This is a genomic window from Streptomyces sp. NPDC050315 (genome assembly GCF_040655775.1).
Lineage (GTDB): Bacteria > Actinomycetota > Actinomycetes > Streptomycetales > Streptomycetaceae > Streptomyces.
This window is the reverse complement of the sequence record NZ_JBFAKN010000004.1, coordinates 624,695-644,243: the sequence shown is the minus strand read 5'-3', so window position 1 is coordinate 644,243 and position 19,549 is coordinate 624,695. Positions and strand designations below refer to the sequence as shown.

Here is a 19,549-nt window from a genome sequence, read left to right as displayed (position 1 = left end):
CGTGCCGATAGTTATGATCGCTGAGGCGTGTGGGTATGGAGCCATTGGCCAAAGGGCCGGGGCTCATACCTGCCCAATCCCGTTCCGTCCGTGCGTACTTGGAGGTGACCGCCGTGGCACTCTCGATTTCGGCGGTGGTGCTGCTGGCGATCATCGTCTTCCTGCTGGTGAAGAAGTCAGGCTTGAAGGCGGGCCACGCAGTCGTGTGCATCTTGCTCGGCTTCTACATCGCGAGCTCGACGATCGCGCCGACCATCAGAGAGCTGACGACCAACATCGCGGGGATGATCGGCGGCATCAAGTTCTGAGCGTGTGAGTACGGCCGCCTCGGCGGCCGGTGACGTGCGCCATCGAGCCCGACCGGGTGGATCATCCGGTCGGGTTCCCCGTGCCGCACGTACGGCTCGTACGCTGTCCCCATGTCCGACCTTCCCGCCCGCCGTCTGCTGCTGGTGCACGCGCACCCGGACGACGAGTCGATCAACAACGGCGCCACCATGGCCAAATACGCGGCCGAGGGCGCCCTCGTCACGCTGGTGACCTGCACTCTCGGCGAGGAGGGCGAGGTCATCCCGCCGCACCTCGCGCATCTGGCCGCCGACAAGGACGACGTGCTCGGCCCGTACCGCAGCGGCGAACTGGCCGCCGCCATGGCCGAGCTGGGCGTCACCGACCACCGCCAGCTCGGCGCCCCGGGCCGCTACCGCGACTCCGGGATGATGGGCGCGCCCCAGAACGACCGCCCGGACGCCTTCTGGCAGGCCGACCTGGACACGGCCGCCGGCGACCTGGTCGCGGTGGTCCGTGAGGTGCGCCCGCAGGTCCTGATCACCTACGACCCGGACGGCGGCTACGGCCACCCCGACCACATCCAGGCCCACCGGGTCGCGATGCGCGCCGCCGACCTGGCCGCCGACCCCGCCTTCCGGCCGGAGCTCGGCGCGGCCCACGTGATCGAGAAGATCTACTGGAACTGCAACCCGCGCTCCGTCGTCGAGGACGGCTTCGAGCGGCTGCACGCGGCCGGGCTGTCCTTCCCCGGCGTCGCCGCCGTGGACGACGTCCCCGGAGTGGTGCCGGACGACCAGGTCACCGCCTCGATCGCGGCCGCGCCCGAGCACGGCGCGGCCAAGGCCGCGGCGATGCGCGCGCACGTCACCCAGATCGCCCTGGACGGCCCCTTCTTCGCGCTCTCCAACGATCTCGGCCAGCCGCTGCTGGGCGACGAGCACTACCGCCTCGTGCGCGGCACGCCCGGCGCACCGGACGGTGAGCGCGAGGACGACCTCTTCGCGGGCGTACGGACGGACGGGCCGGAGCCGGCCGCGGACACGAGGGAGACGGCGCGATGAGCGGCAACGACGGTGCGGACAAGCGCAGCCGGGCGGCCGGCGGCGGCGCCGGAGCGGCCGAGGCGAAGGCGCCGCGGGAGCCGGAGACGGCCCCCGGCGGCGTGCTGAAGGCCGGGCTGTACGTGCTCCTGGTCGTCCTGGGCGTACTGGTCGCGGTGGCCGGGGCGCTGGTCCAGGGGGCATGGTTCCCCGGCGGCCTGCTGCTCGCGCTGGCGGGCGCCGCGGCGCTGTTCACCGGAGGCGCGCGGGCGGCCGTCTCGGTCGTCGGGGCGCTGGTCCCGGCCGCCGCCTGGCTGCTGACGGTGATCGCGCTCAGCGCGACGCGTGCCGAGGGCGACTTCGTCTTCGGCGCCGGGCTCGGGGCCTATGCCTTCCTGCTGGGCGGCATCGCCGTCGCTGTGATCTGTACCACGACGTCCATGGGTCGTCCTGCGCACCTGGGTGCGGTACGACGTGGCATGTGACGGGCCGTCCGAGGCCCTTGTTCGGCGGCGCGGGCAGGCGTCCGTACGGGGAGCGTTCCGCCGCACCCCGGATCCCCGCCCGCGCCGGACAGTATGGTGGTGCGCGCCGCCGAGCCGCCCAAGCACGTCGATGACGAGCGGCGGAGCCAACCGGGAGATCCTGCTTTGAGTCGTGAATCTGACAGTTCGTCCTCCGGGCCCCAGGGGCGCGGCGCTGCCGCCTACCCCTCGGGAACCCCGCCGTACGGAACCCGCCAGGGCGACGCCGACGAGGCGGTAGCGGCGCGGCCGGAGGAGCCCAGGACCGAGACCACGCTGACCACCCGCATCAAGATCAACATTCCGGGGTCGCGGCCGATCCCGCCGGTCGTGGTGCGCAAGCCGGTCGGCGAGGACGCCGCCGCGAACGGTGCCGACGGGGCCGGTGGCGGCCGCGGCGGCGCCGGCAGCGGCCGGACCGCCGAGCGCACGGGCAGTACGCCGCGGCCCCGGCCGCAGGCCGCGCCGCCCGCGCTCGGCACGCCCGCCGCGTCCGCCGAGAACGCGCCCGAGGACCGGAAGGAGCCCGCGGGCCCGACCGGTACCAGCGACTGGTTCGCGCCGCGCCGGCCCAAGCGCCCGGCGGCCGGCCAGGCCCCCGCGGCGCAGGGCGGCACCCCGCCCACCGGCACCCCGCCCACCGGCGGCCAGAGCCCCGCCGGCGGCCAGGGCTCCGGCAGCGGACAGTTCCCGCAGCGCCCGGCGGGCGGCGGCCGTCCCGGCCAGTCCGCGCCCGGTCAGTCCGCGCCCGGCCAGGACTCCGTCCTGCCGTACTTCTCCGACGGCCCGGCGGCGCCCGGTGGCGGCGGTCCGGCGGGCCCCGGCGGCACCCCGCCCGGCACGCCCGGTCCGTCGGGGCCGACGACCGGCCCGGCCAGCGGCGACCTCTCCTTCCCCGGGAACGGTCCCGGGGGCGACTTCCCGGGGGCCGGTCACGCGGACGGCGGCCGGCCGCGCTCCGGGCTGGAGGCGCTGGCGGCGGGCGAGACGCTGCCGCCGTCCGGTCCCTCCGGGCTCACCGGTGAGCGGCCCGGCGGCGCGCCCGCCGGTACCGACGACTGGCCGAGCGGCGACTGGCCCGGTGGCGGGCTCACCGGGGGCGCCACCCCGCCGCCCCTGAGGGACGACACCGCCCCGCTGACCCCGCAGCAGGCCCCGCCCGGGGGCGCAGTGGGCCCGGTCACCGGCACGGACGACCGCACCTCCAGCGACACGCTGGTCAGCGGCATTCCGACGGTGTCCGCCGACAGCGCGCCGCCGGCTCCGAAGCGCGGGGCCCGTTCGGGTCCCTCCGACGCGTCCGCGGCGCCGAAGCCCCCGCAGCGCGCGCAGATCCCCGAGCCGATCAACCCGCGCAAGAAGGGCCGTAACAAGCTCGTCCTCGCGTTCGGCGGCATCGTCGTGCTCGCGGCCGTCGCCTACGGCGCCGGGCTGGTGCTGGACCACTCCGACGTGCCCGGCGGCACCACCGCGCTCGGCGTGGACATCGGCGGGTCGACCAAGGAACAGGCCGTCGAGAAGCTCGACGCGGCCCTGAAGGACACCCGGACCGCGCCGCTGAAGCTGACCGTCGACGGGCAGCCGCAGACCCTGCTGCCCGCCAAGGCGGGCCTGGACATCGACACCCAGGCCACCGTCCGGGGCGCGGCGGGCCGCGACTACAACCCGGTCTCGGTCATCGGCTCGCTCTTCGGCGGCGCCCGTACGGCCGAGCCCGCGATGATCGTCGACGACGAGAAGCTGGACATCGCGCTGAAGGCGGTGGCCGGCGAGCAGGGCGCGGCCAAGGACGGCGGCATAGTGTTCGCCGCCGGCAAGGCCGTCCCGCACTACGGCAAGCCGTACAAGTCGATCGACGTCGCGGCCGCCAAGCAGGAGGTCACCCAGGCGTACCAGGAGCGGCTCGCCGGTGCCGACGGGCAGCCCGTCGCCCTGAAGACCAGCATGCAGCGGCCGACGGTCCCGGACTCCGAGGTGAACCGCGCCCTGAAGACCTTCGCCAGGCCGGCGATGTCCGGGCTGATCACGGTGCGGACGGACGCGGAGCACACGGTGTCCTTCAGCCCCGAGAAGTCGATCCCGAAGTTCCTCTCCATGAAGCCCGTGAACGGCAAGCTCGTGGAGTACTACGACCGGCCGGCCCTGAAGTCCCTCTACGGCGACACCTTCAAGGGCGTCCTGGTCACCAAGGGCGACGGCTCGAAGAAGCCGGTCAGCGTCGAGGAGGTCGCGAGCGCCGTCAGCCAGGCGCTGCGCGGCGCCACCCCGGCCCAGCGGGTCGTCACCATCCCGACGAATCCGAGCTGACCAGCGGCGACGACGCGAAGGCCCGCACGGCACGTCCGTGGGGGCCTTTTCGTTCTGTTGGGGCTTTCCCGTACTGCCCGCGAATGCCCCCGTATGGCGGGACCTTCGCCCCTGTGGGGCGGCGCGCGGCGGGCGCATGCTGGTCAGTGTTATGCCTTTCACGCGTCTGAAGCACTCCGGCCGCCGGAGAGCACTGCTCCTGATCGTCGTGGTGGTCCTGCTCGCGCTGGCGGACTCGATCACGGGCCCGCAGGTGCGCATCATCTCCTTCGCCGGCGTCGTGCCCATGTTCGCTGCGCTGCGCTGCTCCGCCCGCTGGACCGCCGCGGTGACGGGCACGTTCGTCGCCGCGAGCGCCTGGATCTACTCGCTCAACTTCGTGGACTGGACCCCGTCCGGCTCCCTCGTGGGGATCGTCGGCACCCTCGTGGTCGCCGCCTTCTCCCTGGGGCTGTGCCACAACCGGCGGCGGCGCGACGACGCCTACGACCGCACCCGGATGGTCGCCGACGAGGTCCAGCAGGCCATGCTGCACGAATTGCCGCTGCGCGCCGGACGGTACGGCGTCGCGGGCTTCTACGTCTCCGCGCTGGAGGGCGCCCGGGTCGGCGGCGACATCTACGAGGCGGTCGAGACGCCGTACGGCACCCGCCTGGTCATCGGCGACGTACAGGGCAAGGGCATGCCCGCGATCGGCGCGGGCCACGAGGCGCTGGCGTCCTTCCGCGAGGCCGCGCACTACGAAGCGACGCTGGAGGGGGTCGCCGAGCGCATGGAGGCGTCCCTGAAGCGGTACAACGCGCGCGCGGTCGCGCAGGGCGGCAAGGAGCGCTTCGTGACGGCGCTGCTCATGGAGGTCGGCCCCGAGGGCCACGGCCGCTCGCTGTCCTGCGGACACATCCCGTACTACGTCGTCCGCGGCGACGCCGTCACCGAGCGTGACGAGGGCAACTGGCTGCCGCTCGGCCTGGGCGACCTGACCGGCGAGCGGCGCCGGGCGTACGACGCGTGGCCGCTGGAGGAGGACTGGGCCGTGCTGTGCACCGACGGGGTGACCGAGGCCCGCGGCCCGGACGGCACGTTCTACCCGCTGCGCGAGCGGCTGGCGGGGTGGACCGGGCTCGGCCCGGCCGAGCTGGCCGCGGTCCTCCGCGCCGACCTGGCGGACTTCACGGACGGGGCGCTGCGGGACGATGCGACGGTACTGGTCGTCCGGCGCAGCCCGGACAGCGCGCCGCTGCGGCCGACGGTGGCCGCCCGCTGAAGCGTCGGGGCCCCGGCTCTCAGTTCAGCATCGCCCGGGCCGCCGCCGCCTGCCGGCGGACCGTTTCGGCGGCCGCCGGGTCCACCGCCTCCACCACCGTCGCGTACTCCTCCAGCTCCGCCGCGCCGCGCACGAAGTCGCCCCGTTCCACCAGCACCTTGGCGTGCTCGTGCCGCAGCCGCGCCGGATGGCTCGGCAGCAGCAGCGACAGCTCGATCGCCCACAGCCGTACGTCGCTGCGCTCGGGGCGGGCCGCCGCCCAGGCCCTGATGTTGTTCAGGACGCGCAGGACGGTCTCCAGGGGATCGGCGGGCGCCAGCATCTGCGGCGTCAGCGGCTCGCCGGTCGCGCCCGCGACCAGCAGCCCGGCGTCCTCGTCGGTCAGGATGCGCCCGCCGTCGAACGGGTCGACCAGCACATGCGCGCCGTACGGGTCGCCGAACCCGACGACGTAGTGCCCGGGCAGCGCCACGCCGTACACCGGAGCGCCGGCCCGCCGCGCGACCTCCGTCCACACCACGGACAGCAGGATCGGCAGTCCGCGGCGGCGCCGCAGCACCTCGTGGAGCAGCGAGGACTCCAGCCGCTGGTAGTCGGCGGGCAGGCCGTGGAAGCCGCAGCGGTGGCCGAGCAGCTCGGCGACGTTACGGGCCCAGGCACGCGGCCCGCCGGCCGGCTGGTACGGCAGCAGCCCGGCCAGCCGGTCCAGCTCGATCTGCGTGGCGTCCAGGGCGTGCTCGTCCAGCCCCGGATCGGCCTCCGCGGCCAGCAGCAGGCACAGCAGTGCCAGGTCGGGGCGTTTCTCGCGCGCGGCCGCGGCGAACTGTTCGCGCCGTGCGGCGGCGTCGCGTCCGGGATCGGAGTCGGGGTGCATGTCAGGTCCGTACCCGTTCAGCGGGGGCCGTCCTGCGGGGCGCGCCGGTAGTGGTAGTGGTGGTGATCGGTGAAGCCGAGGCCGTCGTACAGCGCATGGGCCCCGGCATTGTCCGCCTCGACCTGCAGATACGCCGCCGAGGCGCCCTCCTGGAGCGCCCGCTCGGCGAGCGCGGACATCACCAGCGTGGCCAGGCCCTGACGGCGGTGGTCCGGGGCGACCTCCACGGCGGCGAAGCCCGCCCAGCGGCCGTCGACCACCACCCGCCCGATGGCGGCGGGCCCGTCCTCGCCCGGCACCGTCGCGAACCACACCGAAGGCCCGCCGGTCAGCACCTTGATCGCCTCGGGCGGCGCGTCGGCGCTCCGGTTGTACATCGAGATCCAGCCGGCGTCCGGCTCGCGAGACAGCCGGACCCGCGTCAGATCGGCATCGGTGTCGGCGAGCGGGGCCAGGGCCCCGACGCGTACGACCGTGTGCCGTTCGGCCGTCCAGCCGCGCCGCTCCAGCTCGGCGGCGAGCAGCTCGTCACTGTCCGCCGCGCCGGTGGACACGACGACGTACGGGGGCAGGCCGCGCGCTGCGTACCAGGCGCGGACGCGGTCCAGCGCGGCGTCCAGCGGGACGCCGGGGTCGCCGACCGGCAGCGCGGAGTTGGCTCGCTTGGTGAATCCGGCGGCAGCTCTGAGTGTCCACTCCCCGAGCCGTTCCGTCTCGACAGCCGGCCAGCCGCGCGCGGCGACCTCCGTGAGCTCCCGCGCGCTCGTCGCGGGGCCTCTCCGGCGGGCCGGTGCGGCAGGGACAACCTTGCCCGCGACCAGCGCGCTCTGCATGATCCGCACCTCCTCACCCGACCGTCGTGTGATGCTCAGCACACCATCGTCCCACGATGTGAGAACACCGACCGTGTCGGTGAATCGCTCCGTGGACGCGCCGGGCTCGGCGAGCCTGCGTACCGATACCCTTTTCCCCACGTCAGCAGGGGTGATGGCGACCTCCAGTCGTCCGCCCGTGGTGAATTCCACAGCTGTGCCCGCCCCTCTTGTTCGTCTCGTGCCCGGGACCGGAGATACTAGGTGCGGGCATCGACGACGCCGCGCTCCCGCGCGCCCTGAGGCGGCCGCCCCAAAGACGGTCCGCCGGCCCTAACGAGGAGGAACGACAGCGTGACCTACGTCATCGCGCAGCCTTGTGTCGACGTCAAGGACAAGGCGTGCATCGAGGAGTGCCCGGTCGACTGCATCTACGAGGGCTCCCGGTCCTTGTACATCCACCCGGACGAATGCGTCGACTGTGGCGCCTGTGAGCCGGTCTGCCCGGTCGAGGCCATCTTCTACGAGGATGACACCCCGGAGGAGTGGAAGGACTACTACAAGGCGAACGTCGAGTTCTTTGACGAGCTGGGCTCGCCCGGTGGTGCGTCGAAGCTGGGTCTGATCGAGAGGGACCACTCCTTCATCGCCGCCCTGCCGCCGCAGAACCAGTAAGCGGCAGGCCCGAGCGCCGCTCCGGTCCCGTACGGCCTGCACCGCCGTACGGGACCGAGCCGTTCCCCGACACGTACGAAAGAAGAGCAACGTGGGCGCAGTATCCGCACGCCTCCCCGTCTTTCCCTGGGACCGGCTGGAGCCCTACAAGGCGACGGCCGCCGCGCATGCCGACGGCATCGTGGACCTGTCCGTGGGGACCCCGGTCGACCCGGTGCCGCCGCTGATCCAGAAGGCGCTCGCCGACGCGTCGGACAGCCCGGGCTATCCGACCGTGTGGGGCACGCCGGCGCTGCGCGACGCGCTCACCGGCTGGGCGGGCCGCCGCCTCGGCGCCACCGGCCTCACCCACGAGAACGTGCTGCCCGTCGTCGGCTCCAAGGAGCTGGTGGCTTGGCTGCCCACCCAGCTCGGCCTGGGCGCCGGGGACAAGGTCGCGTACCCGCGCCTGGCGTACCCGACGTACGAGGTCGGCGCGCGGCTGGCGGGCGCCGAGCCGGTCGTCTACGACGACCCGACCGAGCTGGACCCCACCGGCCTGAAGCTGCTGTGGCTCAACTCCCCGTCCAACCCCACCGGACGCGTGCTGAGCGCCGACGAGCTGCGCCGCACGGTCGCCTGGGCCCGCGAGCACGGCGTACTGATCTTCAGCGACGAGTGCTACCTGGAGCTGGGCTGGGAGGCCGACCCGGTCTCCGTGCTGCACCCGGAGATCAACGGCGGTTCGTACGACGGCCTCGTCGCCGTGCACTCGCTCTCCAAGCGCTCCAACCTGGCGGGCTACCGGGCGGCCTTCCTGGCCGGTGACGCCGCGGTCCTCGGTGAGCTGCTGCAGATCCGCAAGCACGGCGGCATGATGGTCGCGGCGCCCGTGCAGGCTGCCACGATCGCGGCGCTGGGCGACACCGAGCACGTCGCCGAGCAGCGCGAGCGCTACGCCCGCCGCCGTACCGCGCTGCGCGCCGCCTTCGAGGCCGCGGGCTTCCGCATCGAGCACAGCGAGGCGTCGCTGTACCTGTGGGCGACCCGCGACGAGCCCTGCTGGGACACCGTCGGCGACCTCTCCAAGCGCGGCATCCTCGTCGCGCCGGGCGACTTCTACGGCCCGGCGGGCGGGCAGTTCGTACGGATCGCCTTCACCGCCACCGACGAGCGGGTGGACGCGGCGGTCCGCCGGCTCGCCGAGTAGCGGACCCGGTCGCGGACACGCGCGAGGGGCCCGGGAGCAGCTGCTCCCGGGCCCCTCGGCCGTTCGGCGGGGTGTCAGCCGAGGCCGCCGCCGCCCAGTGTGCCGAGCACGCCGCCGATCGGCAGACCGCCCAGGCTGTCGGTCGGCAGGCCCTTGGCCAGCGGCAGCTGGCCGAGCAGCTCGGCCGCGGGCAGCTGCTCCGCGAGCGGCAGCTCCTTGGTGAGTCCCTCGGTGGGCAGCGACCGGGTGGTGTCGCCGACGGCGTCCTTGGTGCCCGTGACGTGACCGGTGGTCTTCTTGGCGGTGGGGTTGAGCTTGCGCAGCGTCTCATTGCCGGTCCGGCCGGCCTCCGGGACGGCCTCCTTCACGACCTCACCGGCGACCGGGCCGGCCACGGCGCTGGTGTTCTCCAGGGCGTTGCCGGCGGTCTCGGTGACGCTCGACGGGTCCACCTTGGTCAGTCCACCCAGGTCGGCGGCCTTGGGCAGGTCCACGGCGCTCGCGGAGCCGGCGGCGCCGACCACGGGAGCTGCGCCCGCTGCGACCAGCAGCGCGGCCCGGGCGATCCGACGCGTAAGGGGGAGGGACATGGTGCTCCTTTGACGGAGAGGGACTTGTTCTTCTGATCAGACGTGCGGTGTCCGCCGGGCGGCGGCAGTCGACTGCCGGGCGGACGCAGTGAATACCGCGCCAGAGCCCCGAAGGTTGCGGTGCGCCCCGGTAAAGAATTGGTAACGCGTCGCATTATCTGCTTCGGATGAAAGTGGGCGAAATTCGTACGTCCGGCTGAGGTGCAAGAACGTCACGCCTCTGCTGCGCCAAGGAAGTTACGGGTCAGTGGCGGGAGTGAGGAAAGTGCCGGGAATTGTCGTTCTGGATTGACGCCATTCCCACTGTCGAGGGAATACCCGGACTACTGCGCGGTGGTGATCCGAACATCTGTCGATGCCGTGCCGCCGGAATCGCCGGACACCTTCTGCCAGCCATTCCCGGAATCCGCCGCGGTCCACCGGTGAGCACCGTAAGAGATGCGTTCGATGCGCAACTCGGACGCGTGCGCCACCGCCCAGGCCGCCAGCTGCCAGCCGCGCTGCCGCGTCGACGTGCCCGCGCCGTCCGTCACCGGCACCGTGAGCGTCCGGCCGGCCACCGCCCGGTCGGCCGTGACGGTCCGCGGCAGCACCTCGGGCCCGAACTCCCGCACCAGCTTCTCGCGCACCTGCGTCGTGCCGCCCGGCGCGTCCTCGGCGGGCCGGCTCTCCGCGCAGCTCAGCGCCGCGGGCACGCGCCCGGTCAGCGCGCCGGTCAGCAGCGCCGCGTTCGCCTCGTGCTTGGCGTACGCCTGCGGATACCCGCTGCGCTGCACCTTCTGGGCCGCGACCGTGAGCGGCAGCCGGGAGTACCCGGGGACCTGCACCAGGTGCTTGTAGAACTCCCCGGCCGCGTAGACCGGGTCCATGATCTCCTCGGCCGTGCCCCAGTCCTGGGAGGGCCGCTGCTGGAAGAGGCCGAGCGAGTCGCGGTCCCCGTATTCGATGTTGCGCAGCCCCGACTCCTGCATGGCCGTCGCGAGCGCGATCGTCACCGCGCGCTCCGAGAGCCCGCGCGAGGCGCCCACCGCGGAGATCGTCGCGGCGTTCGCCGCCTGCTCCGGGGAGAGCTCGTACGGCTCGCCGCCGCCCTCGGGCTGCACCGTGCAGCGCGGTACACCGGGGCCGCCGGTCACGTACTGCACGGCGAGGTACGCCGCGAGCGCGAGGAGCACGGCAAAGGCCACGAAGACGCGTATGAGGCGCTTGCGACGGACGGGAGCACGCTGGGGACGGCGAAGCACGCGCCATACGGTACTGGAGCTTCCTGGCGGCCCCCTGGGGACCTCCGGGAACGCACGCGGGGGCGCTGCGGTCCGCGCCGGCCGGGCGGCGGCGCGCAACAGTGCCGCAACCCTCGACGGGTAGGGTCGGGACCATGGAACGCCCCGCGCAGACCCCCGTACTCGACCTGTCGCTCGACGCCGCCCAGCTGACCGCGGCGCTGGTGGACGTCCCGTCCGTCAGCCGGGACGAGAAAGTCCTCGCGGACGCCGTCGAGACCGCTCTGCGCGCGCTCCCGCACCTGACCGTCGACCGCGACGGCGACACCATCGTGGCGCGCACGAACCTCGGCCGCGCCGAGCGGGTCGTGCTCGCCGGCCACCTCGACACCGTGCCGATCGCGGACAACGTCCCCTCCCGGTTGGACGAGAACGGCGTCCTGTGGGGCTGCGGCACCTCCGACATGAAGTCCGGCGTCGCCGTCCAGCTGCGCGTCGCCGCCACGGTTCCCGCGCCCAACCGCGACCTCACCTTCGTCTTCTACGAGGCCGAGGAGATCGCCGCCGAGTACAACGGCCTGAAGCGGATCGCCGAGCAGCACCCGGACTGGCTGGCGGGCGACTTCGCGGTCCTGCTGGAGCCGTCGAGCAACCAGGTCGAGGGCGGTTGCCAGGGCACCCTGCGCGTCCTGCTGCGCACCGAGGGCGAGCGGGCCCACTCCGCGCGCTCCTGGATGGGCTCCAACGCCATCCACGCGGCCGCGCCCATCCTGGAGCGGCTGGCCTCGTACGAGCCGCGCCGTGCCGTCATCGACGGCCTGGAGTACCGCGAGGGCCTGAACGCCGTCCGTATCGAGGGCGGCGTCGCGGGCAACGTCATCCCGGACGCGTGCACGGTCACGGTCAACTTCCGTTACGCGCCCGACCGCAGCGGCGAGGAGGCGCTCGCCCACGTGCGCGAGGTCTTCGCGGACTGCGACATCGTCGAGTGGACCGTCGACGACCACTCGACCGCGGCGCTGCCCGGCCTCTCGCACCCCGCCGCCAAGGCGTTCATCGAGGCGGTCGGCGGCACCCCGATGCCCAAGTTCGGCTGGACGGACGTCTCCCGCTTCTCCGCGCTCGGCGTCCCGGCGGTCAACTACGGCCCGGGGAACGCCCTGCTGGCCCACAAGCGCGACGAGCATGTCGTCGCCGCCGACGTGATCCGGTGCGAGGAGCGGCTGCGGGCCTGGCTGGAGGGCTGAACCGGGGCCCGGTGGGCACGGGAATGTGGTGACCGGGGTTCCGGTGATCTCGGGTGGTCTGCGCGGGTAGAGGTTCACCGGAGCGCTGCGCGGCGTCCGGGGCCACCGTCAGACCGAATTCCGCCGCTCGTCACCTTTGTGCACATACGCTTTACCGGTAACGATCTGTCTTCCGCCGCAGGCGGGAGACCCTGCGGAGGGAGCACACCATGGCCGATCCTGAGGCAGCCGAGCGCGAGACCCTGGCAGCCGAGCGCGATCAGCAGCGGCTCGGCCCGGTACTGCGCCGCCGCGACCAGGTGCGTCCCGGAACCACCGATCAGCGGCTGCTGGATTCCGAAGGCCCCTCCGAGTGGGTGCACACCGACCCCTGGCGCGTGATGCGCATCCAGTCGGAGTTCGTCGAGGGCTTCGGCGCGCTCGCCGAACTGGGCCCGGCGATCAGCGTCTTCGGCTCGGCCCGCACGCCGCGGAACTCGCCCGAGTACGAAGCGGGCGTCGGCCTGGGCCGGGCGCTCGTCGAGGCCGGCTTCTCGGTGATCACCGGCGGTGGTCCCGGTGCCATGGAGGCCGCCAACAAGGGAGCGAACGAGGCCGGCGGCACGTCCGTGGGGCTCGGCATCGAGCTGCCCTTCGAGCAGGGCATGAACGAGTACGTGAACCTCGGCGTGGACTTCCGGTACTTCTTCGTGCGCAAGACCTGCTTCGTGAAGTACGCGCGCGGCTTCGTGGTGCTGCCCGGCGGCCTCGGCACGCTGGACGAGCTCTTCGAAGCGCTCACCCTCGTGCAGACCCGTAAGGTCACGCGCTTCCCCATCGTGCTCTTCGGCACGGAGTACTGGAGCGGCCTGGTGGACTGGCTGCGCAACACCCTCATCGACCAGGGCAAGGCGTCCCTGCGGGACCTGGATCTCTTCCACCTCAGCGACGACGTGGACGAGGCGGTCGCGCTGGTCACGAAGGAAGTGGGGCCGGGGCCCTCCCGGTGAGCCCGGGTCCTTCCCGGTGAGCACGGCGCGGCCCCCGGTCCTCCGGGGGCCGCGGCCCGTCTCAGTTGCCTCGGGCGTCTCAGGCCAGTCCGCGGCGGGTCGCCGCCGGGGCCCGGTGGCCCGCGATGGAGGCGACCATGTCCAGTACCTCCCGGGTCTCGGCGACCTCGTGGACGCGGTAGACCTGGGCGCCCAGCCACGCCGAGACCGCGGTCGTGGCCAGAGTGCCCAGCACCCGCTCCTTGACCGGCTTGTCCAGCGTCTCGCCGACGAAGTCCTTGTTGGACAGGGAGACCAGCACCGGCCATCCGGTGTCCGTCATCTCGCCGAGCCGGCGGGTGGCCTCCAGGCTGTGCCGGGTGTTCTTCCCGAAGTCGTGCCCCGGGTCGATCATGATTCCGTCGCGCCGTACGCCCAGCTCCACGGCGCGCTCCGCGAGCCCGAGGGTGACGTCCAGGATGTCGGCCATCACGTCCTTGTACGTGGTCCGGTGCGGCCGGGTGCGCGGTTCGACGCCGCCCGCGTGCGTGCACACCAGGCCCGCGCCGTACCGTGCCGCGACCTCGGCGAGCTTCGGGTCCACGCCGCCCCATGCGTCGTTGAGCAGGTCGGCGCCGGCCTCGCAGACCGCCTCGCCGACCTCGTGCCGCCAGGTGTCCACGCTGATCACCACGTCGGGGTGGCGCTTGCGGACCTCGGCCACGAAGCCGACCGTGCGCCGCGCCTCCTCCTCGGCGGTGACCTCCTCGCCCGGGCCGGCCTTGACCCCGCCGATGTCGATGATCGCCGCGCCCTCCGCGACCGCCTGCTCCACGCGGGCGAGCGCCGGCTCGTCCCGGAACGTGGCGCCCTGGTCGTAGAAGGAGTCCGGCGTACGGTTCACGATCGCCATGATCACCGGCTCGTGCGCGCCGAACTCGCGATTCCCCAGCCGCAGCATTTTCCCTACTCCCTCATGGTCGTCCGCCAGTGACCCTAACTGTCAGAGGCACATGGCACGATCAATGGACGACGGAGAGCGTGGGGAGATGGTCGTGTTCTGGTTCTTGCTCATCGCGTTGGTCGCGGTGGTCGCCGTGGTCACGCTCGCCGTGATCGGTGGCGGTGACGGCGGCGCGCTGCGGGAGGCCGAGCCCGAGCGGCTGCACGATCCGCTGCCCGCCGACCGCCCCTGCACCCGGGCCGACGTGGAGGAGGTCCGGCTGCCGCCCGCGCTGCGCGGGTACCGCATGACGGACGTGGACGACGTACTGGACCGCCTCGGCGCCGAGCTGGCCGAGCGGGACGCCCGGATCGCCGAGCTGGAGGCGGCCCTGGCGGGGGCGCACGCGGCGGCGATGGGCGAGCGGGGCCCGGTGACGGACGCGCGCCCGGCGGTGCCGGGGGAGGGCACCGACCTGCGGAAACCGGACGAGATACAGGACCCGTCCGACCCGCGCGAGACCCCCGAGGGGGGTGCGAGCGCATGAGCGGCGTCCTGACCGAGCCGGACGGCGTGCCGCGCTGCCCCTGGGGCATGGCGGCCGAGTCGATGGCGGACTACCGCACGTACCACGACACCGAGTGGGGCCGCCCGGTGCACGGGGACGACGCGCTGTTCGAGCGGATGTCCCTGGAGGCGTTCCAGTCGGGCCTGTCCTGGATCACGATCCTGCGCCGCCGCGAGGGCTTCCGCGCCGCCTTCGCGGGCTTCCGGATCGCCGAGGTCGCGCGGTTCACGGAGGCGGATGCCGAGCGGCTGCTCGCCGACCCGGGCATCATCCGCAACCGCCTCAAGATCTCCGCCACGCTCGCCAACGCCCGGGTCGCCGCGCAGCTGGCGCCCGGCGAGCTGGACGCCCTGATCTGGTCGTACGCCCCGGACCGCGCGGCCCGTCCGGCGCCCCGCAGCGCCGCTGACGTCCCGCCGGTCACCCCCGAGTCGACCGCGCTCGCCAAGGACCTCAAGAAGCGCGGCTTCCGCTTCGTCGGCCCGACGACGGCGTACGCGATGATGCAGGCGTGCGGGCTGGTCAACGACCACCTGGCCGACTGCCACGTACGCGAGGAGACGGAGGCGGCGCAGACGGCGGCGTAGGCACCCGCGCGGGGCCCGCAAGGCCCCGCGCCGCGCGCGTCACCGCCCGACGAACTTCGGCTTCTCCTTCTTCACGAACGCCTCCACCGCGATCACGTGGTCCTCCGAGGCGCCGGCCCGCGTCTGCAGCTCGTCCTCCTTGGCGAGCGACTCCGCCAGCGAGTGGTCGGTGCCGTACGCCAGCGACTCCTTGATCGCGGCGTACGCGGCGGTCGGCCCCTGCGCCAGCCGCAGCGCGAGCGCGCGGGCCTCCGAGGCCAGCTCCGCCGCCGGCACGACCTTGTTCGCGATGCCCAGCTCGTACGCCTCCTGGGCGCTGACGCTGCGCGGGAAGAGCAGCAGATCGGCGGCGCGGCCGTGGCCGATCAGCCGCGGCAGCGTCCAGGACATGCCGGAGTCGGCGGTCAGTGCGACGCCCGCGAAGGAGGTGTTGAAGGAGGCGGTGTCGGCGACGAGCCGGTAGTCGGCGGCCATCGCGAAGCCCGCGCCGGCCCCGGCCGCGACCCCGTTCACCGCCGCGACCACCGGCTTCGCCATGCCGGTGAGCGCCTCGACGATGGGGTTGTAGTGCTCGCGCACGGTGCTCATCGTCGAGCCCTCGCCGCTCGCGCGGTCCTTCTCCAGGGAGCCGATGTGCTCCTTGAGGTCCTGCCCGACGCAGAAGGCGCGGCCCGTCGCGGTCAGCAGCACGGCGCGGACGGCGGGGTCGGCGGCGGCCTCGCGCGCGGCGTCACGGAGGGCGACCTTGGTCTCCGTGTCGAGCGCGTTCATCGCATCGGGGCGGTTGAGCGTGATCGTGGCAACGCCGTCGGTGACGTCGTAGAGCACGGTGTCGGCCATGGTGGGATCCCCTCCGTCGCGGCTCGGACTGCGGGAACAAGTACAGCCCGGCGATCAGAATGCCGGAGATCAACGGCGCTGTGGTGTGACGTACATCAAAGAAAGACAGCGCGCCCCGTAGTGGCAGGTGGCGCAGTATCGCAGGTGACTCCCCGAATTGAGTGGTTTTGCGAATGTACGTTGCCGAAGGGATGCCCGCTGATGTTGGTCATCGGGTCCTGCGATGCGGGATAATGACATGGAAGCAATGTGTTCGATGCCGGTGACGCGTGCCCCTCTCCAGAGGGCCGTCGGCTGACGATGAGCTGGTTTCAGGAAGGGGAACGAGCATGGCGGCCATGAAGCCGCGGACGGGCGACGGCCCGCTCGAGGTGACCAAGGAGGGGCGGGGCATCGTCATGCGCGTTCCGCTCGAAGGCGGCGGTCGGCTCGTCGTCGAGCTGACTCCGGACGAAGCCAAGGCTCTCGGAGAGGCTCTCGACAAGGTCAGCGTCTGACGCAGGCGGAGCCTCACTGAATGTCCGGCCCCGGTGGGCGGCGCGTACGCGATACGCGCCCGGCCCCGGGGCCGTGTCGTACCCCCGGCGTAGCGGCCGGACCCGGAGATACGCGTCCGTGCGTACATGTGTGGACGTACGGGGAATCGGTCCCGGCGTACGCGTTCTCGCCCCGGGCACCCTACGCACCCTTACTCACCCGCTGCGCGGGGGCCCCGCCGCGCGTACCCTCAGCCGCGCTTGACCGCGCACAGCAGGCCGTCGCCCACCGGCAGCAGCGACGGCACCAGGTGCACGCTCTCGCGGATGGACCGCAGCAGCTCCCGCAGCCGCTGTATTTCCGCAGGCTGCTCGCCGGAGTCGACGGTCCGGCCGTCGGCGAAGACGCCCTCGAAACAGACCACCCCGCCGGGGCGCAGCAGGCGCAACGATTCAGCGAGGTACTCGGCGTACTCCATCCGGTCGCCGTCGCAGAAGACCAGGTCATAACCGCCGTCGGCGAGCCGCGGCAGGACCTCCAGGGCGCCGCCGGGGATGAAGCGGGCGCGGTTGCCGGCGAAGCCGGCGGCGCGGAACGCCTGCCGGGCGAACTGCTGCCGCTCCGGCTCCAGGTCGACGGTGGTCAGCACGCCGTCGGGGCGCATGCCGTGCAGGAGGTAGATCCCGGAGACGCCGGTGCCGGTGCCGATCTCCGCGACGGCCTTGGCGTCCGCGGTCGCGGCGAGCAGGCTGAGGGCCGATCCGGTGCCGGTCGAGACCGTACGGATGCCGGCTTCCCGGGCCCGGTCGCGGGACCAGTGCAGGGCGGCGTCGGCCGTGTCGTCGATGGTCCCGGCGCCGTATGCCTCGGCGAATGCCAAGCTCGTCTGCCGGTTGCCGGTAATGGCCCTCTCCTGTCCCCGTAGTTGACGCAACCGTGACTGTATCCGCTGAGTGCGGGAACTCGCAGATGGGACTGGGCGTTGAAGAGGGACAGGGGGGAGGCGCGGGTGAAGTCGGAAGAGAACCACAAGCCGGACCAAATGCAGGTCAAAACTGCTTATCCGGAGCTAACGGGTGAGGTGGATATGGTAGGGGCTCTACTGGACACCACCAGAGCCACCAGGGGAGGTGCGGCTGCGGCGGGTGACCGGAGAACGCTGAGGCGTTTTCGAAGGTCGGCCGGCGAGCCGAAATCCGTGACCAACAATGCTGACCATGCCCGCCCGAACGACTCCGCACCCACCGCGACCTTTGCCGCCGATGCGGAATCGCAGGCGTGGACTCCGCCCAGCTGGGAGGAGATCGTCAGCACCCACAGTGCTCGTGTGTACCGCCTCGCCTATCGCCTGACGGGAAACCAGCACGACGCCGAGGACCTCACCCAGGAGGTCTTCGTCCGCGTCTTCCGTTCGCTCTCGACGTACACCCCCGGCACGTTCGAGGGCTGGCTGCACCGCATCACGACCAACCTCTTCCTGGACATGGTCCGCCGCCGGCAGCGGATCCGCTTCGACGCGCTCGGCGAGGACGCCGCCGAGCGGCTGCCCAGCCGCGAGGCCGGCCCGCAGCAGCAGTTCAACGACACCCACTTCGACGCCGACGTGCAGCAGGCGCTGGACACCCTCGCGCCCGAGTTCCGCGCCGCCGTCGTCCTGTGCGACATCGAGGGCCTGTCGTACGAGGAGATCGCCGCGACCCTCGGCGTGAAGCTCGGCACGGTCCGCAGCCGTATCCACCGCGGCCGCTCCCACCTGCGCAAGGCGCTCAAGCACCGCTCCCCGGCGGCGCGCGCCGAGGAGCGGGAGCGTGAGCAGCAGCGCGCGTTCGCGCCCCTGACGACAGGGGAGGTCGGGATCGCGTGAGCGGTAGCGGCGGTCAGTCCCCCGCTGAGCAGCATCTCGGCGACCGCCTCGCGGCTCTGGTCGACGGGGAGTTGGGGCACGATCAGCGTGAGCGGGTGCTCGCGCACCTCGCCACGTGCGGGAAGTGCAAGGCCGAGGCGGACGCCCAGCGGGAACTGAAGAACGTCTTCGCCGGAATGGCGCCGCCCGGGCCCTCCGACGGGCTGCTGGCCCGGCTCCAGGGGCTGCCCGGGGGTGATCCCGGCGCGCCCGCGGCCCGGCTCGGTGAGGGCGGCCTCGGGCGCGGTGCGTTCGGCCGGGGCGGCCTGGACGGTGGCGGCTTCGGCCGCGGCGGCATGTCCTTCACGTACGCACCTTCGGGCGCGCACGCGGTCCCGGGCCTGCTCCAGGAGCGGGCCGAGCGGGGCTTCCCGCAGCGGGCCGAGCGCGGCTTCCCGGTGCACGGGCGCGCCGGTGCGCGGCCGGCCGCCGCGGGCGCGGGCGCCGGTGCGGCCCCCGTGGGCTCGCCCCGGCGGCGGTTCGCGTTCGCCGCGGCGGGCGCGGTCTCCCTGGCGGCCTTCGCGCTCAGCGGCGCGCTGCCGCTGGAGGCGGCGGTCGACACGGCTTCGGGGCGCGGCGAAGGGGCGAGCAGCCCGCTGACGGCCTCCTCGGCGGACGCGAGCAGTGCCGTGGGGCGCGAGCGGCCGGGCGCCGCGCGTGCGCCCGGGGACCGGGACGCGCTGCTCGGCGTCTTGCAGGGCCGGGCCACGCCGGCCGCGGCGTCGGCGGAGTTCTACCCCGCGGCGGCCTCCCTCCCGGTCAGCTACGCGTCTCCTTTGGCCGACGGCGGCAGCTCGCACCTGAGCCCCCTGATAGCCCCCGGCCCGTCCGGGGCCCGTACGGCCTCCGGACCCGGCACGGACGCGGGAGCCGTCGCGGGGACATCGGTGGGCGCCACGCACGGGCTCCCCGGCGCGGGGACCGGTGCCGGTGGCGGTACGGAGGACTCGGCGGGCCCGTCCGGCGGCGGCCCGCTGCCCTCGGCGCTCGCTTCCCCGGCCGCACCGGCCACGTCGTATCCGGCAGCGCCGCTGCCCCCGCTGGAGCCGAAGCGACCGCTGCTGACCCGGAGTGCCTCGGCGGCACCCTGACATCACGTCAGGCGGCGCGCACGCCTGCGCCCTCATCAAGGGCCCGTCGGCCACCGGGCCCTGCGCGCGTCGGCCGCGAACCTGGTTGAATCGCCGGAGGGCCGCATATCGCGCCATGAGCACGCCCAGGGGGGCG

21 protein-coding genes are annotated in these 19,549 nt (G+C 73.2%); 14 read left to right on the top strand and 7 right to left on the bottom strand.

Annotation, left to right across the window (positions count from 1 at the left end; translation table 11 throughout):
* Positions 1–113: 113 nt before the first annotated feature.
* From AB0I82_RS18165 to AB0I82_RS18145, 5 genes are all read left to right on the top strand, one after another.
* Positions 114–308: a hypothetical protein gene (locus AB0I82_RS18165; protein WP_030264052.1), complete on the top strand. Its 195-nt coding sequence runs from the start codon at positions 114–116 to the stop codon at positions 306–308.
* 111 nt (positions 309–419) lie between these two features.
* Positions 420–1,352 (top strand): N-acetyl-1-D-myo-inositol-2-amino-2-deoxy-alpha-D-glucopyranoside deacetylase, encoded by a 933-nt coding sequence (gene mshB / locus AB0I82_RS18160; RefSeq protein ID WP_363258229.1) that lies wholly within the window; start codon positions 420–422, stop codon positions 1,350–1,352.
* The gene (locus AB0I82_RS18155) at positions 1,349–1,816 is read left to right on the top strand and encodes a DUF6113 family protein (RefSeq protein ID WP_363258228.1); all 468 of its coding nucleotides are present in this window, start codon (positions 1,349–1,351) and stop codon (positions 1,814–1,816) included. The genes mshB and AB0I82_RS18155 overlap by 4 nt, the downstream gene beginning before the upstream one ends.
* A gap of 165 nt (positions 1,817–1,981) precedes the next feature.
* Positions 1,982–4,162, top strand: a complete 2,181-nt coding sequence (locus tag AB0I82_RS18150; RefSeq protein WP_363258227.1) for a hypothetical protein — start codon at positions 1,982–1,984, stop codon at positions 4,160–4,162.
* Between the two features lie 151 nt (positions 4,163–4,313).
* On the top strand, positions 4,314–5,426 hold the full coding sequence (locus AB0I82_RS18145) for a PP2C family protein-serine/threonine phosphatase (RefSeq protein WP_363258226.1): 1,113 nt from the start codon (positions 4,314–4,316) through the stop codon (positions 5,424–5,426).
* A gap of 19 nt (positions 5,427–5,445) precedes the next feature.
* Here AB0I82_RS18145 and AB0I82_RS18140 read toward each other — a convergent pair whose 3' ends face one another.
* Positions 5,446–6,300 carry a transglutaminase-like domain-containing protein gene (locus tag AB0I82_RS18140; RefSeq protein ID WP_363258225.1) on the bottom strand — a complete coding sequence of 285 codons (855 nt, stop codon included), beginning with the start codon at positions 6,298–6,300 and terminating at the stop codon, positions 5,446–5,448.
* A gap of 17 nt (positions 6,301–6,317) precedes the next feature.
* On the bottom strand, positions 6,318–7,325 hold the full coding sequence (locus tag AB0I82_RS18135) for a GNAT family N-acetyltransferase (RefSeq protein ID WP_363258223.1): 1,008 nt from the start codon (positions 7,323–7,325) through the stop codon (positions 6,318–6,320).
* Positions 7,326–7,466: 141 nt separating this feature from the next.
* Here AB0I82_RS18135 and fdxA point away from each other — a divergent pair, with 141 nt between their 5' ends.
* Positions 7,467–7,787, top strand: coding sequence for a ferredoxin (fdxA, locus tag AB0I82_RS18130; RefSeq protein ID WP_016642910.1), 321 nt, complete (start codon positions 7,467–7,469; stop codon positions 7,785–7,787).
* A gap of 91 nt (positions 7,788–7,878) precedes the next feature.
* Positions 7,879–8,976, top strand: a complete 1,098-nt coding sequence (dapC, locus tag AB0I82_RS18125) for a succinyldiaminopimelate transaminase (protein ID WP_363258222.1) — start codon at positions 7,879–7,881, stop codon at positions 8,974–8,976.
* Positions 8,977–9,050: 74 nt separating this feature from the next.
* Here the strand turns inward: dapC and AB0I82_RS18120 are convergent, their stop codons facing one another.
* On the bottom strand, positions 9,051–9,566 hold the full coding sequence (locus AB0I82_RS18120) for an ATP-binding protein (RefSeq protein WP_363258221.1): 516 nt from the start codon (positions 9,564–9,566) through the stop codon (positions 9,051–9,053).
* A gap of 323 nt (positions 9,567–9,889) precedes the next feature.
* Complete coding sequence (locus AB0I82_RS18115) at positions 9,890–10,810, bottom strand: heavy metal transporter (protein ID WP_363258220.1); 921 nt, start codon at positions 10,808–10,810, stop codon at positions 9,890–9,892.
* A gap of 134 nt (positions 10,811–10,944) precedes the next feature.
* On the opposite strand from AB0I82_RS18115, the gene dapE reads away from it, so the two are divergent.
* Positions 10,945–12,036: a succinyl-diaminopimelate desuccinylase gene (gene dapE / locus AB0I82_RS18110; RefSeq protein ID WP_363258219.1), complete on the top strand. Its 1,092-nt coding sequence runs from the start codon at positions 10,945–10,947 to the stop codon at positions 12,034–12,036.
* Between the two features lie 209 nt (positions 12,037–12,245).
* Entirely contained in the window at positions 12,246–13,025 is a 780-nt protein-coding gene (locus AB0I82_RS18105) for a TIGR00730 family Rossman fold protein (protein ID WP_363258218.1), read from the top strand.
* Positions 13,026–13,104: 79 nt separating this feature from the next.
* Here AB0I82_RS18105 and folP read toward each other — a convergent pair whose 3' ends face one another.
* Positions 13,105–13,965 (bottom strand): dihydropteroate synthase, encoded by an 861-nt coding sequence (gene folP / locus AB0I82_RS18100; RefSeq protein WP_030264083.1) that lies wholly within the window; start codon positions 13,963–13,965, stop codon positions 13,105–13,107.
* A gap of 94 nt (positions 13,966–14,059) precedes the next feature.
* Here folP and AB0I82_RS18095 point away from each other — a divergent pair, with 94 nt between their 5' ends.
* Together AB0I82_RS18095 and AB0I82_RS18090 are read left to right on the top strand one after the other, a co-directional pair.
* Positions 14,060–14,494 carry a DivIVA domain-containing protein gene (locus AB0I82_RS18095; RefSeq protein ID WP_363258217.1) on the top strand — a complete coding sequence of 145 codons (435 nt, stop codon included), beginning with the start codon at positions 14,060–14,062 and terminating at the stop codon, positions 14,492–14,494.
* On the top strand, positions 14,491–15,102 hold the full coding sequence (locus AB0I82_RS18090) for a DNA-3-methyladenine glycosylase I (protein WP_363258216.1): 612 nt from the start codon (positions 14,491–14,493) through the stop codon (positions 15,100–15,102). The genes AB0I82_RS18095 and AB0I82_RS18090 overlap by 4 nt, the downstream gene beginning before the upstream one ends.
* A 39-nt stretch (positions 15,103–15,141) precedes the next feature.
* Here the strand turns inward: AB0I82_RS18090 and AB0I82_RS18085 are convergent, their stop codons facing one another.
* On the bottom strand, positions 15,142–15,942 hold the full coding sequence (locus tag AB0I82_RS18085; RefSeq protein ID WP_363258215.1) for an enoyl-CoA hydratase-related protein: 801 nt from the start codon (positions 15,940–15,942) through the stop codon (positions 15,142–15,144).
* Positions 15,943–16,271: 329 nt separating this feature from the next.
* Here AB0I82_RS18085 and AB0I82_RS18080 point away from each other — a divergent pair, with 329 nt between their 5' ends.
* Entirely contained in the window at positions 16,272–16,439 is a 168-nt protein-coding gene (locus AB0I82_RS18080) for a DUF3117 domain-containing protein (protein ID WP_103832883.1), read from the top strand.
* Between the two features lie 230 nt (positions 16,440–16,669).
* On the opposite strand, the gene AB0I82_RS18075 is transcribed toward AB0I82_RS18080, so the two are convergent.
* Complete coding sequence (locus tag AB0I82_RS18075; RefSeq protein ID WP_030264093.1) at positions 16,670–17,353, bottom strand: O-methyltransferase; 684 nt, start codon at positions 17,351–17,353, stop codon at positions 16,670–16,672.
* Between the two features lie 153 nt (positions 17,354–17,506).
* Between AB0I82_RS18075 and sigE the strand changes: the two genes are divergently transcribed.
* Together sigE and AB0I82_RS18065 are read left to right on the top strand one after the other, a co-directional pair.
* The gene (gene sigE / locus AB0I82_RS18070; protein WP_363258419.1) at positions 17,507–18,283 is read left to right on the top strand and encodes an RNA polymerase sigma factor SigE; all 777 of its coding nucleotides are present in this window, start codon (positions 17,507–17,509) and stop codon (positions 18,281–18,283) included.
* On the top strand, positions 18,280–19,413 hold the full coding sequence (locus tag AB0I82_RS18065; protein WP_363258214.1) for a zf-HC2 domain-containing protein: 1,134 nt from the start codon (positions 18,280–18,282) through the stop codon (positions 19,411–19,413). The genes sigE and AB0I82_RS18065 overlap by 4 nt, the downstream gene beginning before the upstream one ends.
* Positions 19,414–19,549: the final 136 nt, after the last annotated feature.